At 72.5% G+C, this 16,410-nt stretch carries 13 protein-coding genes and 1 pseudogene; 8 read left to right on the forward strand and 6 right to left on the reverse strand.

Translation table 11 applies throughout. The features are described 5' to 3' along the window. Positions 1–786: 786 nt before the first annotated feature. The 4 genes and pseudogenes from OG871_RS38325 to leuC all read right to left on the reverse strand — a co-directional run bounded on the left by OG871_RS38325 (position 787) and on the right by leuC (position 4,895). Positions 787–1,578, reverse strand: a complete 792-nt coding sequence (locus OG871_RS38325) for a hypothetical protein (protein WP_371493623.1) — start codon at positions 1,576–1,578, stop codon at positions 787–789. Positions 1,579–1,729: 151 nt separating this feature from the next. Next, a complete protein-coding gene (locus tag OG871_RS38330; protein WP_371493622.1) occupies positions 1,730–2,212 on the reverse strand; it encodes a SigE family RNA polymerase sigma factor in 483 nt (160 codons plus the stop codon). Positions 2,213–2,896: 684 nt separating this feature from the next. Further along, positions 2,897–3,483, reverse strand: a pseudogene (gene leuD / locus OG871_RS38335) (3-isopropylmalate dehydratase small subunit). An 11-nt stretch (positions 3,484–3,494) separates the two neighbouring features. Next, entirely contained in the window at positions 3,495–4,895 is a 1,401-nt protein-coding gene (leuC, locus tag OG871_RS38340) for a 3-isopropylmalate dehydratase large subunit (RefSeq protein WP_371493619.1), read from the reverse strand. A gap of 380 nt (positions 4,896–5,275) precedes the next feature. Between leuC and OG871_RS38345 the strand changes: the two genes are divergently transcribed. The 8 genes from OG871_RS38345 to OG871_RS38380 all read left to right on the forward strand — a co-directional run bounded on the left by OG871_RS38345 (position 5,276) and on the right by OG871_RS38380 (position 13,431). Next, the gene (locus OG871_RS38345) at positions 5,276–6,067 is read left to right on the forward strand and encodes a LuxR C-terminal-related transcriptional regulator (protein ID WP_371493617.1); all 792 of its coding nucleotides are present in this window, start codon (positions 5,276–5,278) and stop codon (positions 6,065–6,067) included. Between the two features lie 144 nt (positions 6,068–6,211). Beyond that, positions 6,212–6,811 (forward strand): cobalamin B12-binding domain-containing protein, encoded by a 600-nt coding sequence (locus OG871_RS38350; protein WP_371493615.1) that lies wholly within the window; start codon positions 6,212–6,214, stop codon positions 6,809–6,811. 41 nt (positions 6,812–6,852) lie between these two features. Then, the gene (locus OG871_RS38355) at positions 6,853–8,166 is read left to right on the forward strand and encodes a methylaspartate mutase (protein ID WP_371503187.1); all 1,314 of its coding nucleotides are present in this window, start codon (positions 6,853–6,855) and stop codon (positions 8,164–8,166) included. Beyond that, positions 8,163–9,140, forward strand: a complete 978-nt coding sequence (locus tag OG871_RS38360; RefSeq protein WP_371493614.1) for a transporter substrate-binding domain-containing protein — start codon at positions 8,163–8,165, stop codon at positions 9,138–9,140. Before OG871_RS38355 ends, OG871_RS38360 begins: the two co-directional genes overlap by 4 nt. A gap of 102 nt (positions 9,141–9,242) precedes the next feature. Continuing rightward, a complete protein-coding gene (locus OG871_RS38365; RefSeq protein WP_371493612.1) occupies positions 9,243–10,250 on the forward strand; it encodes a DMT family transporter in 1,008 nt (335 codons plus the stop codon). Then, positions 10,247–11,290, forward strand: coding sequence for an aspartate-semialdehyde dehydrogenase (locus OG871_RS38370; protein WP_371493610.1), 1,044 nt, complete (start codon positions 10,247–10,249; stop codon positions 11,288–11,290). The genes OG871_RS38365 and OG871_RS38370 overlap by 4 nt, the downstream gene beginning before the upstream one ends. Continuing rightward, entirely contained in the window at positions 11,287–12,375 is a 1,089-nt protein-coding gene (locus OG871_RS38375) for an aspartate kinase (protein ID WP_371493608.1), read from the forward strand. The genes OG871_RS38370 and OG871_RS38375 overlap by 4 nt, the downstream gene beginning before the upstream one ends. Positions 12,376–12,399: 24 nt before the next feature. Then, complete coding sequence (locus OG871_RS38380; protein WP_371493607.1) at positions 12,400–13,431, forward strand: TauD/TfdA family dioxygenase; 1,032 nt, start codon at positions 12,400–12,402, stop codon at positions 13,429–13,431. 83 nt (positions 13,432–13,514) lie between these two features. Here the strand turns inward: OG871_RS38380 and OG871_RS38385 are convergent, their stop codons facing one another. Both OG871_RS38385 and leuA read right to left on the reverse strand, forming a co-directional pair. Next, positions 13,515–14,399 (reverse strand): LysR family transcriptional regulator, encoded by an 885-nt coding sequence (locus tag OG871_RS38385; protein WP_371493606.1) that lies wholly within the window; start codon positions 14,397–14,399, stop codon positions 13,515–13,517. A gap of 44 nt (positions 14,400–14,443) precedes the next feature. Further along, positions 14,444–16,252: a 2-isopropylmalate synthase gene (leuA, locus tag OG871_RS38390; protein ID WP_371493605.1), complete on the reverse strand. Its 1,809-nt coding sequence runs from the start codon at positions 16,250–16,252 to the stop codon at positions 14,444–14,446. Positions 16,253–16,410 lie beyond the last annotated feature (158 nt).

Genomic DNA, 16,410 nt, shown 5'->3' on the forward strand with positions numbered 1-16,410 from the left:
CGCCCCGTCTCGGCGCCCGTCGGCTGGTCTTTCGCCGGTTCGCGTGTGGTGCAGGGCTGGTGTGTGCGCTGCTGGGTCGTTTCCCGGTGTCGTTTTCCGGCCCGGTAGCTCGGGTGCGGTGAGGAGTACCGGCGGTGCCTGTCGGTCGCCGTGTCCGGTCGGCGCCGACCGGGATCTCGGACCTGTGGCCCGGGCCCGGGGCCCGGGCCTGAGGCCCGGTGCGGAGTGGTGGTGCGCGTGCCGGTGGTCCGGGCCCGAATCAGGGTCGGGCCGCCGGCGGGGTTTCGGTGCGGGTGTGTGGGCGGCCTGTTCGGTGACGGTGTGCCCCGTGTTCCGGGCCCGGCTTCTGTGGCCGTCACCACCGGTCGGGCTGCCGGCCGGGTTTCGGTGCGGGTGTGTGGGCGGCCTGTTCGGTGACGGTGTGCCCCGTGTTCCGGGCCCGGGCCCTGTGGTCGTTGCCGTTGGTGGGGCCGTGTTCCGGGCCCGGGCCTTGTGGTCGTTGCCGTTGGTGGGGCCGTGTTCCGGGCCCGGGCCTTGTGGTCGTTGCCGTTGGTGGGGCCGTGTTCCGGGCCCGGGCCTTGTGGTCGTTGCCGTTGGTGGGGCCGTGTTCCGGGCCCGGGCCTTGTGGTCGTTGCCGTTGGTGGGGCCGTGTTCCGGGCCCGGGCCTTGTGGTCGTTGCCGTTGGTGGGGCCGTGTTCCGGGCCCGGGCTCTGTGGTCGTTGCCGTTGGTGGGGCCGTGTTCCGGGTCCGGTGCGCAATCCCGGTGCGTGGCCTCGGTGCGCTGTGTCATCCCGGTGCGTCCAGTGGGACGGCTTCCAGTGCGGCGAGCACCTGCGGGTCGCGGACCAGGGCGTCCAGGTCCTCGGGCGTCATCGCCCTGGACTCCTGTGGCTCGCCGCCTTCTCCCTGGGGTGGGGTGGCTGTGGGGAGGGTTCCCAGTCCGGCGATTCGGCCCTGTGGGGTGACGAGGGTGAACTGGGTGCCCGGGTAGGAGGTGGTCCGGTACAGCCAGCCGGTCGAGCCGTCCGGCAGGGTCCGGGACACGCAGTCGCTCGCGTAGACCGGCCGGCCGGCCCGTGGTTCGCACGGTGAGGGCGCGCGGCTGCCCGGTGCCAGCGGATCGCCCATGATCGTCGCCACCGCCGTGAACCCGCCGTCGGCGCGGACCAGCCGGAAGGTGGTCGGGCCGCCGCCGTCCAGCACCCCGGTGTACCCGGCCGGCAGGTGGGCGGCCAGGGCGGAGCGCAGCCGCTCGTGCACCGCGTCCAGTTGGTCCATCCCGTAGCTCGACGGCTGCGCCGTCGAGGGCCGGCCCCCGGCCGGGTCGAGCCCCACCAGGTCCCGCAGCCGTGGCGTCCCCGCCGGCCCCGCTACGGCCAGCGCCGCCGTGAGCGTCAGCACCGGTACCGCCGTCAGTACCGCCGCGCCGAGCGTGAGCCGCCGCCGGGCCCGCAGCCGCCGCCCGCCGGCCCGCACCGCCGCCAGCACCGCGGGCGGCTCCGGCTCCGGCTGCTCCAGCACCGCCCGGAACACCTCCGCCGCCATCCGCCGGTCGGGGTCCTCTCCACCGTGCGTCATGCCCGCTTCCTCCCTCTCGCTCCGCGTCCCCGGCCTCGCCCGTACACCCGCTCGCCCACCTGTCGTGCCGCCGATCGGCCGTGTCGCCCATCCGCCGCGCCGTGCACCTGCCGCGCCGTGCACCTGCCGTGCCGCGCATCTGCCGGCTTGTTCACGTGCCGGCGATCTCGTGCACCGAGTCGCCGAGGATCGTCCGCAGCTGCGCCAGACCGCGGTGGGCGTCCGACCGCACCGTGCCGCTGCTCCGGTCGAGGATCGCGGCGCACTCCTCGACGCTCAGGTCCTCCCAGTAGCGCAGCACCAGCACCGCCCGGTAGCCCGGTGACACCCGGGCCAGCGCCGCCAGCAGTGCCAGCCGCCGGTCCGGGTCGGCGCCCACCGCGGCCGTCTCCGGGGGCTCGGCGCTGGCCACCTCGCCGGCCGAGCGGCGCCGTCGCCCGTCCACGAAGGTGCGCACCAGCGTGGTGCGGGCGTAGCCCCCGGCGGTGTCCGGGTCGCGCAGCCGCGGCCAGCGCGCGTACACCTTGATCAGGGTCGACTGCACCAGGTCCTCCGCCAGGTGCCAGTCGCCGCACAGCAGGTACGCGGTGCGGCGCAGCGCCCCGTACCGGGCGGCGGCGAACTGTTCGAACAACCTCTCGCGCTCCGGCGACATCCGTGCCCGGCCCCCTTGTTCCGTCGTCCGTGCCGAGTTGCCCGCGCGACGGTGGTGCCCCGCGTCGACTTCTACACGGGACCGGGCGCGGGAAATGTTGCGTCCCCGGCGGATCCCGACCGTCCGCGAGGGCCGGCCCGCCGCCGTGCCCCGCCCGCCTGCCGCCTGCCGCCTGCCGCCTGCCGCCTGCCGCCGCTGTCCCGGGCCCGCCATGGCACGGCGCCGTCGAGACCCGCGCCGCCGCCATCCGCGCCCGGCACATCGGCTGCCCGCCGCGCCGCCCGGCCGCTGTCCTTCGGTTCCCGGCGCTCGTTTCGGTGCGCGGGTCCGAACCCCTGTGGGGAGCAAGCTCGATGAGGCCCTGCGGCCTGACGGCCGTCGGGGGTGTGTGGACATCCTGGTGTTCCGCGGTCGCCGCGAGGACGGCTCCACCGTGGGGATGGGTTCTCGGGTGGTGGTGGAAGGGGCCGGTGGTGTGCGGCGGCCGGTCGGGCCGGTGTCCTGGCCCGGTTCGCCGGGGGGTTGCCGGGTTGCCGGGTTGCCGGGGTGCCGGTTCGCTGGCGGGGCTGGGGTGTTGGCGGGGTGATGGGTTGTCGTGGATGCCGTGGCCGACGGTCCGCGCGGTGGGGTGGTGGGGGTGGCTGTGGGGTGTGGGGTTCGGTGTCAGTGGGTGTGGGGGAGGGCGGGGCGGCGGTGGTGTTCGTAGGCGGTGATGTCCGGTGCGTGTTGCAGGGTGGCGGCGATGGGGTCGAGTCCTTGCAGGAGTCGGGTGCGGGTGTCGTCGTCGATGTCGATGGGGTGGACGAGGTCTTCGCAGCGCAGTTGCCGGTGGTGCAGGTCGACGGTGAGGGGGTGGTGGGGTCGGCGTCGATGAGGTTCCAGAGCGTTTCGACGACGTGGGGTGGTGCGGTGACGGTGAGGAGGCCGTTCATCAGGGCGTTGCCGCGGAAGATGTCTCCGAAGCGGGGGGCGACGACGGCTCGGAAGCCGTGGTCCTGGAGGGCCCAGACGGCGTATTCGCGTGAGGAGCCGGTGCCGAAGTCGTTGCCGGCGACCAGGATGGTCGCTTGGTGGTGTTCGGGCCGGTTCAGGACGAAGGTGGGGTCCTCGCGCCAGTCGGCGAAGAGTGAGGCGGCGTGTCCGGTGCGGGTGGAGTGGACGCAGAAGCGGGCCGGGATGATCTGGTCGGTGTCGACGTTGCTGCGCTTGAGGGGGGCGGCTGTGCCGGTGTGGACGGTGAACTTCTCCATGGGTGTGGACCTCACAGATCGGTGGGGGCGGCGAGGTGGCCGGCGACGGCGGTGGCGGCGGCGACCGGCGGGGACACGATGTGCGTTCGGGAGCCCTTGCCCTGCCTGCCTTCGAAGTTGCGGTTGTTGGTGGAGGCGGCTCGCTGTCCGGGGCCGAGGCGGTCTTCGTTGAGTGCGGCGCACATGGAGCAGCCTGCGGCGGCGCGGAAGTCCGCGCCGGCGTCGGTGAAGATCCGGTCGAGGCCTTCGGTGACGGCCTGCCTGCGGACTTGGGCGGAGCCGGGGACGATCAGCATGGTGGTGCCGTCGGCGACGCGGCGGCCGCGCAGGACGTCGGCGGCGGCGCGCAGGTCCTCGATGCGGCCGTTGGTGCAGGAGCCGAGGAAGACGGTGTCGATGGGGACGTCGCGCATCGCGGTGCCGGGGCGCAGGCCGACGTAGTGCAGGGCGCGTTCGGCGGCGGCGCGTTCCTCGGGGTCGTGGAAGTCGGCGGGGGAGGGGACGCGGCCGTCGAGGGGGACGCTCTGGGCGGGGTTGGTTCCCCAGGAGACGTAGGGGCGAAGCCGGCCGGCGTCCAGCTCGACCTCGGTGTCGAAGACCGCGTCGTCGTCGGTGCGCAGGCCGCGCCAGTGGGCGGTCTCGGTGTCCCAGTGTTCGCCTCGGGGCATGCCGGGTCGGGCGCGCAGGTAGGCGAGGGTGGTGTCGTCGGCGGCGACCATGCCGGCTCGGGAGCCCGCTTCGACGGACATGTTGCACAGGGTCATTCGGGCTTCCATGGACAGCGCGGTGACGGCCTCGCCCCGGTATTCGATGATGTGGCCCTGGCCGCCGGCGGTGCCGACCTCGGCGATGAGCGCGAGGACGAGGTCCTTGGCGGTGACGCCGTCGGGCAGGCGGCCGGTGACGGTGACGGCCATGTCCTTGAGCCGGCGCATCGGGAGTGTCTGGGTCGCCAGGACGTGTTCGACCTGGCTGGCGCCGATGCCGAAGGCGAGTGCCCCGAAGGCGCCGAGGGTGGTGGTGTGCGAGTCGCAGCAGACGATGGTCATGCCGGGTCGGGTGAGGCCGAGCTCGGGGGCGATGACGTGGACGATGCCCTGGTCGGGGTCGCCGAGCCGGTGCAGCGGGATGCCGAACTGTGCGCAGTTCTCGCGCATGAGGGCCGCCTGGCGGCGTCCGGCCGGGTCCCGGATGACCTTGTCGATGGCGAGCGTCGGGGTGTTGTGGTCCTCGGTGCCGAGGGTGAGGTCGGGCCTGCGGACGGTGCGGCCGGCCGCGCGCAGGGCGTCGAACGCCTGGGGGGTGTTCACCTCGTGGAGCAGCTGCAGGTCGATGTAGAGGAGGTCCTCGCCGGCGCTGCCGCTCCGTACGACGTGTGCGTCCCACACTTTCTGCGCGAGTGTCCTGCCCATGCGGTTCCTACTCCCTGGTGACGAGGTTGCCGGTGGTGTGATGCGCGGACGGCCGCTCCGCGCGGGGGCGGCCGGGGGAGGCGTTTCGTGGCGCCGTGGCGGGGCCGGTGAACAGCGCCGGCGACCTGGGGTGCGGGGGCTGCCGGCGACCTGGGTCGTGCCGTTCTCCCGAAGGCCGAGGGCCCTGCGGGATCCGGGGCGTCACCGCGGGTCCGTATCCGGACGCCGTTCCCAACACGCCCTGCACGCCGTGGTTCTGACTGTGCTTAACTTACCGCCCGTGTCCACGATACAAGAAGATATGTATCGGATTCTGGACTATATGAAGAAACGTCATGGAAGGCCCAGGCCCGCGTTCCACGCGTTGAGGGGAAAGAACTATGCCGCGTATCCGCGCACCGAAGGACGTCTGGCTCGCCGACGGTGAGCTGGCCGAGCCGGCGCCGCGCGTCCTGCTCGCCGACCACGACCCGGTCTCCAGGCACGTCCTGGGCCGGGTGCTCGACAGAAGCGGGCGGCTCGCCGGCGTCGTCTGCGTGGACACCCGCAGCCCGTGGCAGGAGTGGCCGCTGGCCCAGGTCGACGTGGCCGTGCTGGCGGTCGGGCCGCAGGAGGACCTCACCCGCACCGTCCGTGAACTCGCCGCCCGGGGCATCCGAATCCTGATGATCGGCGTCGACTGGACCCGGCAGCGGCTGGACGGCGCCTTCGCCGCCGGCGCCGCCGGCTGCCTCGTGAAGGACGCCCGGATCGAGGGACTGGCCGCGGCGGTCCACACCGTGGCGCACGACCACACGGTGCTGTCCCCGGAGCTGCTCGGGCTGTACGCGCGCGCCCCGCGTCCGTCGGCCGGCCGGGCCGCGGCCGCCCGCGCCGGCGGCGGCCCGTCCCCGGAACACCTGTTGGGCGCCCTCACCGACCGGGAGCGCGAGGTCCTCGCGCTGCTGTCCGACGGGCTGTCCACGGCGGAGACCGCCGGGGCCCTCAGGGTCTCCCCGGCCACGGTCAAGAGTCACGTGTCGCACGCCCTGACCAAACTCGGCCTGCGCAACCGCCTGGAGGCCGTCCTGCTCATCCAGCGGGTGCTGCACGGCCACCACCCCGCTGCCCGCCCCCAGCACCGGGCGCACGGCGCCCCTCGTCCGCTGGTCGCACGCGGCGCCGGCGCCTGACGGCCCATCGGCCCCGCCGCGCGCCGGCCCATCGGCCCCGCCGATCGGCGGCATCGGCCAGACGCCCTGCTGGGACGTGGACGACCTGCAGCTCAGGACCGTAGCGTCGTTCTCACCGCCTCCCGCAGAAGAGGGATCCACCCGATGACTTCGATAACTCTGGCCCGCCCCAAGCGGTTTGTCGTATCCAGCGTCTCGTCCGACGCGCACATGTGGAATTTGGTCTTCCTGCAACTCCTCCTGGAGGAGCAGGGCGGCGACGTCATCAATCTCGGAGCCTGCGTGCCCGACGAGCTGATCATCGACGAGTGCCGCCGCATCCGACCCGACGTCCTGGTCATCAGCACCGTGAACGGCCACGGCCACCTGGACGGACTCCGGCTGATCCGCAAGATCCGCGAAGACCCGGACCTCGTGGGCCTGCGCGTCGTCATCGGCGGAAAGCTCGGAGTCAAGGGCGCCGGGAACGCCAAATACGTCGACGAACTCGTCACCAGCGGATTCGACGCCGCATTCGAGTCCGACGCCGGCCTCGGCCGGTTCGAGGAGTTCCTCGCCTCCCTGGAACCGGCGAAGCAGCCCGCCCTGACCAACCGGCAGCCCGAACCCACCAACCGGCAGCCCGCCCTCACCAACCGACAGCCCGAACCCACCAACGGGCAGCCCGCCCTCACCGGCCGGCAGCCCGAACCCACCAACCGGCAGCCCGAACTCGTCGGCGCACGGAACGGAGCCCGGAAGTGATCGGCGACGCAGAGACCGCCGCACCGATGACCGCCGCACCGATGACCGTCGCACCGAGGACCGCCGCCACCCTCCCCAGGCGGGGCCCGCACGGACGGTTCTCCCGCTTCGTCGGCAACGCGCGCGACGCCGGCCACCTGGTCGTGCAGCCGCGCATGGGATTCGGCGAGATGCCGAGAATGCGCGCCGGACTCCAGGCGGTCCGCCAGGCCCGGGGCGCCACCGTCGGCACCATCACCGTGGACAGCTACACCCGGGTCAACGACCACGAATCGGCCCGGCGCGCGCTGGCCAAGGGCGACGACCTCAACGGCTTCCCGGTCGTGGCCCACGGCCCCGAGCGGGTCCGGGAGATGCTCGCCCAGGTGGCCGGCGAACGGTTCCCGGTCCAGATCCGACACGGCTCCGCCCAGCCACAGGAGCTCTTCGCGGCCCTGGCCGCCGCCGGCGCCGACGCGACCGAGGGCGGCCCCGTCTCCTACTGCCTCCCCTACAGCCGCGTCCCGCTGTCCCAGGCGGTATCGGCCTGGTCCGAGTGCTGCAGGCTGCTCGCCGACCTCGCCGAGCCGATCCACCTGGAGAGCTTCGGCGGCTGCATGCTCGGACAGCTGTGCCCACCGAGCCTGCTGGTGGCACTCAGCGTCCTGGAGGGCATGTTCTTCCGCGAGCACGGCCTGCGGAGCATCTCCGTCAGCTACGCCCAGCAGACCGACCCCGCGCAGGACCTGGAGGCGCTGGCCGCCCTGCGGGCGCTGGCCGGCGAATGGCTGGGCGACGCCGACTGGCACGTCGTCCTCTACACCTACATGGGCGTCTTCCCCCGGACCCCGGTGGGGGCGTTTCGGATCCTGGAGGACAGTGCCCGGCTGGCGGTGCGCAGCGGCACCGAGCGGCTCATCGTCAAGACCCCGGCCGAGGCCCACCGGATCCCCACCGTCGCGGAGAACGTGGACGCCCTGGAGTTCGCCGCGGCCGTCGCCCGGGACGAGTCCACCCGGGCGCCGCACGTGCGCCCGTCGGACACCGGCCTCTACGAGGAGGCCCGCACCCTCATCACCAGCACCTTGCGCTTCGGCGACGACGTCGGCAGCGCCCTGGTGCGGGCTTTCGCCCGAGGGCACCTCGACGTTCCGTACTGCCTGCACCAGGACAACGCCAACCGGTCCCGGGCCCGCATCGACGCGCGCGGCCGGCTGCGCTGGTCCGAGAGCGGCGGCATGCCGGTGGCGGTGCCCGCCGACGGCGCCGGGGAGCGGGCGGTCACCGCCCGTGGACTGATCGACATGCTCGGCTTCAACGAGCGCCGCTTCGACCGCGAACAGCTGGTCGGCTCACACCCGAGGGGTATTCGATGAGCGCCACCACGACGGCCGCCGGCTCGACCGGCTCCGCCGGCTCCACCCTGCGGCGGATCCGGTCGGCCGGCACGCTGCGGGCGGTGGTCAGCCGCGGCATCCGCGGCCTGTCGCTGCGGGGCGCGGACGGCCACTGGAGCGGCATGGACGCGGACGTGGTCCGCGCCGTGGCGGCGGCCGCCCTCGGCGACGCCGCGGCGGTCACGTGGCTGCCCACCGACCCGGCGCAGCGTCTGGAGCGGCTGGTCGCCGGCGAGGCGGACCTGGTGGCCTGCAACCTCACCTGGACGCTCGGCCGCGAGGCCGGCCACCCGGTGCTGTTCGCCGGCGTGACCTGCTACGACGGCGAGGGCTTCCTGGTCCGGGCCGCCGACGGCATCACCACCGCGGAGCAGCTGGCGGGCCGCCGCCTGGCCGTGCAGGCCGGTACGACCAGCGCGGCGAACCTGGCCGGCTGGTTCGGCCCGCGCGCACTGGCCGTCGAGCCCGTCGCCTATCCGACGCCGGGCGAGGCGCTGGCGGCCTACGCGCGGGGCGAGTGCGCGGCCTACGTGCTGGACCGGGTCGCGCTGGCCGGCGAGCGCGCGGCCCTGCCGGACCCCGCGGCGCACGTCATCCTCGAGACGGCCATCTCCCGGGAGCCGATGGCGATGGCGGTCGGCGACGGTGACGCGGCCTGGTACCGGCTGTGCCGGTGGGTGCTGCGGTTTCTGACCGCCGCCGAGCACGCCGCGGACGAGGCCGCGGGGCAGGACCGGGCGAACGCCCTGGCCGCCGCCGCCCGTTCGGCGGGCCGCCACGGGCCGGCCCTCGGCCTGGACGAGGACTGGGCCGCTCGCGTCCTGGCCGCCGTCGGCACCTACGGCGACGTCTACGCCCGCAACCTCGGTCCCGCGTCGGGCCTGGACGTGCCGAGGGGCCTCAACGAGCTGTGGACCCGCGGCGGCCTGCACTACGCGCCGCCCCTGCACTGACCCGATCCACCCGATCCACCCGATCCACCCGATCCACCCGATCCACCCGATCCACCCCCGCACCGAGATCCCGCCGGGGCCTCGCCCCACAAGGAGAGTGACATGTCCTCATCATTGAAGTCGCGTGCCAAGGAGACGGCAGGCGCGATCGAACTCACCCTTGCCATGGTCCTCTCGGGCACCATCGGCATCTTCGTGGTCGAGTCCGGAGCCTCCCCCTTCAACATCGTCTTCTTCCGCTGCGTGTTCGGAGCGGTCGGTCTGGGGCTCTACTGCCTGGCCCGGGGCTTCTTCACCAACCACGGCTTCACCGCGAAGAAGCTCGGCCTGACCGCCCTGGGCGGGGTGTTCATCGTCTTCAACTGGGCCTTCCTCTTCTCGTCCTACGAGAGCACCTCCATCTCGGTGGCCACCGTCGTCTACCACACCCAGCCGTTCTACGTGGTCCTGCTGGGAGCGCTGCTGTTCCGCGACAGGATCACCGCCGCCAAGTTCGGCTGGCTCGGTGTCGCCTTCGTCGGCCTGATCCTGGTCGCCGGCGTCACCGTCTCGGACCTCAGCGGCGACAGCGGCTACCTGGTCGGCCTCGGACAGGCGCTGCTCGCCGCGGTGTTCTACGCCTTCGCCACCGTCATCACCAAGCGCGTCACCGGCGTGCGCCCCCACCTCGTCGCGCTCGTCCAGGTCGTCCTCGGCATCCCGCTGCTGCTGCCGTTCACCGATCTGGGCAAGGTCTCGCACCTGGGGAGCGGCTGGGCCTGGCTGGTGGGCCTCGGTCTGATCCACACCTGCCTGATGTACGTGCTCATGTACTCCGCCTACCAGAAGCTGCCCACCCCCAAGATCGCGGTCCTCGCCTTCGTCTACCCGGCCGTGGCGATGCTCTGCGACTGGGCCGTCTACGGACACCACGTCACCCTGCTCCAGGCCCTGGGCATCCCGCTGATCGTCGGCGCCAGCCTGGGCATCAACCTCGGCTGGCGGATCGGCCCGCGCCGCACCCCCGCCCCCACCGCCACCCCCACCGCCACCGCCACCGCCACTCCTGCCCCCACCGCGACCGCGACCGCGGCCGCCCAGCAGACCGTCACCGTTGGAGAGAACCGATGACCCTCGTGAGCGATCCCTCCGCCCCGCGCATCACCCTCGTCGGCGCCACCGGCGCCGTCGGGAACACCCTGATCCGGCTCATCGAGGAACGCGGCTTCCGGTACCGCGGGATCAGCCTGGTCGCGTCGGCCAGGTCCGCGGGCCGGGAGATGACCGTCGACGGCCGCTCCCACCGGGTCCACGACCTCGACGGCTTCGACTTCTCCGACACCGATGTCGCCTTCTTCTCGGCCGGGGGGTCCGTCAGCGAGAAGTGGGTGCCCACCGCCGTCGCCCAGGGCGCCCTGGTCATCGACAACACCAGTGCCTTCCGTATGGACCCCGACACTCCGCTGGTCGTGCCGCAGGTCAACGCCCACGAGCTGGACCGCCGTCCGGCCAGCGGCGTGATCGCCAACCCCAACTGCTCCACCATCCCGCTGGTCCGCCTGCTGCAGACGATCGAGGAGCGCTGGGGCATCCGCCAGGCGGTGGTGAGCACCTATCAGGCCGCCTCCGGGCGGGGGCACTCGGGAGTCGCCGAACTCTACGAGGCCAGCCGGATCAGCCTCGAGGACCACGAGGCGATGGGACCCGACGAGGAGTTCACACCGTCCCTCGCGTTCAACGTCGTGCCCAGCATCGACCGCCTGCTGGACAACGGGTTCACCTTCGAGGAGCAGAAGATGCTCCAGGAGTCCCGCAAGATCCTCGGCCTGCCGCACCTGGACGTCACCACCACCTGCGTGCGGGTCCCGGTCGTCAACGGGCACTCCGAGGCGGCCTGGATCGAGTGCCACAACCCGGTCGACCGCGAGGAGATCGTCCGGCGTCTGGCGGCCCTGTCCGAGGTCACCGTCCACGACGAGGTCACCGTGGGCGCCTTCCCGACGCCCCGCACCGCGGGCCACCCCGACCACGTCCACGTCGGCCGTATCCGGGTCTCCCCGCAGAACCCGCGCGGCTTCTGGCTCTGGATCGTGGCCGACAACGTGCGCATAGGCGCCGCCCTGAACGCCATCCAGATCGCCGAGGCCCTGACCGAGAGGGGTGTGCTGTGAGCAACCCACCCGCCGTCCTGAAGTTCGGCGGCTCCAGCTTCCGCTCGCCGGAGGCCTACGCGGACCTGGCGCGGGCCCTGTCGGAGCGGATCGCCGCGGAGCGCCGCCCCCTGGCCGTCGTCGTCAGCGCCATGCCCGGCGAGACCGAACGGCTGCGCGAGCGCCTCCAGCAGGTCAACCCCCACCCCGCGGACCCCAGTGTGGCCGGCCTGCTGACCATGGCCGACACGGTCAGCGCGCACCTGCTGGCCACCGCGCTGCACAGGGCCGGGCGCCGGGCCACCGTGCTCGCCGGCTCCCAGCTGGGGCTGACGACGGACAGCACGTACATGTGGGCCCGCGTCCGCGAGGTCGATCCGGCCCCGCTGGTCGGCGCGCTGGCCGAGCACGACGTCGTGGTGATCCCCGGCGGCCAGGCCGTCGACGCCCACAACCGCCCGACCTGGCTCGGCAAGAACAGCTCCGACCTCTCGGCGCTCCTGGTGGCGGCGGTCGTCGGCGCCGGCGAGTGCGAGATCCACTCCGACGTCGACGGCATCTACAGCGCGGACCCCAACCTCGTCACCGGGACCCGCCTGCTGCCCGCGGTCTCCTACGAGGTCGCCACCGCGCTGTCGCTGCACGGCGCCAAGGTCCTGCACCGGCGCGCGGTGAGACTCGCCCAGCAGCACGGCATCGCCATCGTGTGCCGGCACAACCGGGCGCCGTTCCCGGCCGGAACCACCATCAGCGCCGTCGGATCACCCACCGAGGCGGTGATCGTGAACCGCCGCTCGGTGGTCCTGGGCTACCAGGACGACGCGCAGGCCGACCTGGCGCACGCCGCCTTCCACGCGCAGGGTGTCGACACCACCCGGCTGGAGGGCGCACCACAGGTCGCGGTCATCGGCGGCTACCTCGACCTGGAGGAGTTCCAGCGCCGCCACCACCTGCCGCCCGCCCGGGTCGAGGGCATCCCGGTCTGCGAGGTGCACGGCAGCCGGGTCACCACCCACCTCGCCCCGGACGAGTACGAGGCGGTCGTGCTGGCCCAGCGGCTGCACGACGACATCGCCGCCCCCGCACGCCGGCTCACCTCGGTCTGAACCAACCACAGGAGAGAAACCGTCATGACTGTGATCGACCACCGCGGCCCGCAGGCCGTCCGCCCCCGGACCCTCGCCGAGATCGCCCTCCCGGACGTCGCCCGCGACGCGATCGGGCGCGAGCTCGCCGCGATGTCGGACCCGACGAAGGACATCGACCGGGCGATGGCGCGCTACTACCAGATCTTCGCCTCGCTGCCCGTCGACATCCTCCAGGAGATGCTGGACTTCGGCCGCCACCCGGACGCCCCGGGCGTCGGCCTGGTCCGCAACCTGCCGGTCGACGCCGAGCTCCCGCCCACCCCCCGGGACGGCAGGCCGTGCCCGGACAAGGCCACCTACACCGCCGAGGGCGTCCTGCTCGGGCTCAGCGGCCTGCTCGGCGAGCCCGTGGGCTTCCTGTCGGAGAAGGACGGCCAGCTGGTGCACGACGTCATACCCGTCGCCACCGGCGCCCAGAGCCAGACCAACCAGGGCTCCACCGTCTTCCTCAACTTCCACAACGACATCGTCCACGACGTCATCGGCCGCTACGACGTCAGCAACCCCGACTTCCTGGTCCTCAGCTGCGTGCGCGCGGATCACGAGGGCGTGGCCGCGACCTACTACGCGGACGCCCGGGACATCGTCCGGGCCCTGGACCCGCAGGTCCTGGAGGTGCTGCGCAGCCCGCTGTTTCGGCTCAACGCCCCCGGCAGCTACGTGCGGGACGTGGCCGGCGGCGCCGAGGTGCTCTCCGACCCGGTGGCCATCATCAGCGGTCCGGACGAGGCGCCGGAGATCTCGGTGTCGGCCAACGGCGTGCGGGCGATGACCCGTGCCGCCGAACAGGCCCTCGAGGTGCTCCAGGCGGTGTGCCGGGAGGTCTCGCACGAGGTGTTCCTGCGGCCGGGCCAGGCCCTTTTGATCAACAACCGCAAGGGGCTGCACGCCCGCTCGCAGTTCACCGCGCGCTACGACGGCCGGGACCGCTGGCTGCAGCGGACCTACGTGCGACGCGACCACTGGAGCATCCGCTACCGGGCGACCTCCGGCAGCCGGCGCGTCCACTACTGAGCCCGCTCGACCGTGTGGGCCGCGCTCCCGGACGACGGAGCGCGGCCCACACGGTGTTCGGCCCGGGGGAGTGGGCCGGTGGCTCACGCCGCCGCGGAGCCGGCCTCCTGCACGGCACGGATCGTCTCGTCGATGAACAGTTGCAGTTCGCGCGAGAGCCGCTTGCCGCGCCGCCACGCCAGCTGGGTGTGCACCGCGAACGGCGGCTCCCACGGCAGGGCCACGAGCGAGCCGGCGGACAGCGCGTCCCGTACGGCCACCTCCGGTATCAGGCTGACTCCCAGGCCGGCGACCGCGCCGCGCTTGATCGCCTCGATCGTGCCGAACTCCAGGAACGACGCGGGCTCGCCCGGCCCGGTGCTCAGCTCGGCCTCGAAGAGGTCGCGGTAGGCGCAGCCGGGCTCGGTCGCCAGGACGGTCACCCGGCGCAGCTCCGGGACGGTGATGCGGGACGCGCAGGCCATCGGGTGGCTGGGGGAGGCGACCAGGACGAGTGGCTCCGGTGCCAGGACGACGGTCTCCAGGCCCTGGTGGTGCACCTGCTGTTCCATCAGGAAGCCCACGTCGTAGGTGCCCTGTTGCAGGGCCAGGCGGGTCTCCGCGCACAGGCTCGGCCGCAGGGTCAGCTGGATGCGCGGGTAGCGGTAGTGGAACATCTCCAGGAGCGGGGGCAGGCGGTAGGAGGTGATGCTCTCCATGGTGCCGACGGTCAGGGCGCCGGCCGGCTCCCGGACTCCGGTGAGCTGGTTCTGTGCCTCCTCGGCGAGCGCCAGTATCTGCTCCGCGTAGGGCAGGAGCCGTTGGCCGGCGTCGGTGAGCTGGATCCTGCCGCCGAGCCGGTCGAACAGCTCGGTCTGCAGGGCCGCCTCGAGGTGCTTGATCTGGCTGGTGACGCTGGACTGCGCGTAGCTCAGTTCGGCTGCGGCCCGGGTGAAGCTCAGGACCGCGGCCACCTTCTGGAACGTCACAAGATGTCTGAACTCCATAACGGCTCCCGGTGAGATGGGTTGGTTCACCGAACCGGTGGTTCGGATCGGTGCTGGTGCGCGCGGTTGACGGCGCTGACGGCGGCTTTGACGGACGCCCTGGCGATGCTGGGGTCGGTGCCGAAGCCCCAGACGACCCTGTCCTCGACCCGGCACTCCAGGTAGGCGGCGGCCGTGGCGCCCACGCCCTGGTCCATGGCGTGCTCGGCGTAGTCGAGGATCCCGATGTCGACGCCGACGCCGGCGAGGGCGTTGACGAACGCGTCGACGGGACCGTTGCCGTGGCCGGTGAGGACGGTGTGCGCGCCGTCGACGACGGCGTCGGCGGTGAAGGTGTCCCGGCCGTCGTGTGTGCTCAGGGCGAGGCGTCGTCCCAGCCGGATCCGGCTGCCGGGGGTGTCGGCGGTGTTCTGGTACTCGTCCTGGAAGAGCGACCAGATCGCCGCGGGGGTGACCTCGCCGCCCTCGGCGTCGGTCTTGGCCTGGATGATCCGGGAGAACTCGATCTGCATCCGGCGCGGCAGGTCCAGCTTGTGGTCGTTCTTCAGGACGTAGGCGATGCCGCCCTTGCCGGACTGGCTGTTGACCCGGATGACGGCCTCGTAGGAGCGGCCGACGTCCTTGGGGTCGATCGGCAGGTACGGCACGCCCCAGGTGAACTCCGAGACCGGGACGCCGGCCGTCGCGGCGTCGACCTGAAGCGCGTCGAAGCCCTTCTTGATGGCGTCCTGGTGCGAGCCGGAGAACGAGGTGTAGACCAGGTCGCCGGCGTACGGGTGGCGCTCGGGGACGGCCATCTTGTTGCAGTACTCGTAGGTGCGGCGGATCTCGTCGATGTCGGAGAAGTCGATCATCGGGTCGACGCCCTGGGAGAACAGGTTCATCCCGACGTTGACCAGGTCCAGGTTGCCGGTGCGCTCGCCCTGCCCGAACAGGCAGCCCTCGACGCGGTCGGCGCCGGCCATCACGGCCAGTTCGGCCGAGGCGACGCCGGTGCCCCGGTCGTTGTGCGGGTGCGCGGACAGCGCGACGAACTCGCGGCGCGACAGGTTCCGCGACATCCACTCGATCTTGTCGGCGTAGACGTTCGGGGTGGAACGCTCGACCGTGGTCGGCAGGTTCAGGATGATCTCGCGGCCCTCACCCGGCTGCCAGACGTCCATCACCGCCTCGCAGACCTCCAGGGCGAAGTCCAGCTCGGTGTCGATGAAGATCTCCGGCGAGTACTCGTAGCCGAGGACGGTCTCCTCGCCCAGCAGCTTCTCGCCGTACTCCATCACCAGCCGGGTGCCGTCGACGGCGATGGTGCGGATGTCGTCCCTGGACCCCTTGAACACCACCCGGCGAAACAGCGGCGAGGTCGCGTTGTACAGGTGGACGGTCGCCCGGTGGGCACCGACCAGGGACTCCACCGTGCGCTCGATCAGGTCCTCACGGGCCTGCGTCAGCACGGAGATGGTGACGTCCTCCGGGATCGCGCCCTCCTCGATGATCGAGCGCACGAAGTCGAAGTCGGTGGCGCCGGAGGACGGGAAACCGACCTCGATCTCCTTGTAGCCCAGCTTGACCAGCAGGTCGAACATCGTGCGCTTGCGGGCCGGGGACATCGGGTCGATCAGCGCCTGGTTGCCGTCCCGCAGGTCGGTGGACAGCCAGCGCGGGGCCTGGGTGATCACCTTGCTCGGCCAGGTGCGGTCCGGCAGGTCGACCGCGGCGAACGGCACGTACCGGTGGAACGGCATACCGGACGGTCTCTGACGGCTCGTCGCCCCGGCGGCCGGCGCCGGCCGTCCGGGCGGAGCGGTGGGCACAGGAAGGTTCACGGTCGTGGTCATCGGGCTCCCCTGTCGCGTGGGCTGTTCGAAGGGGGCGCGAAAGGCGCGACGGCCGAGGTGAACTGACGTGCGCAGCACCGGCGCAGCGGCGAGGTGGCCTCTGCCCGTTGCACTGCCACCTCGCGAGGGGCGTGGTGCGGCCCCTCGCCCCCTGTGCC

The sequence above is a fragment of the Kitasatospora sp. NBC_00374 genome (assembly GCF_041434935.1).
Classification (GTDB): Bacteria; Actinomycetota; Actinomycetes; order Streptomycetales; family Streptomycetaceae; genus Kitasatospora.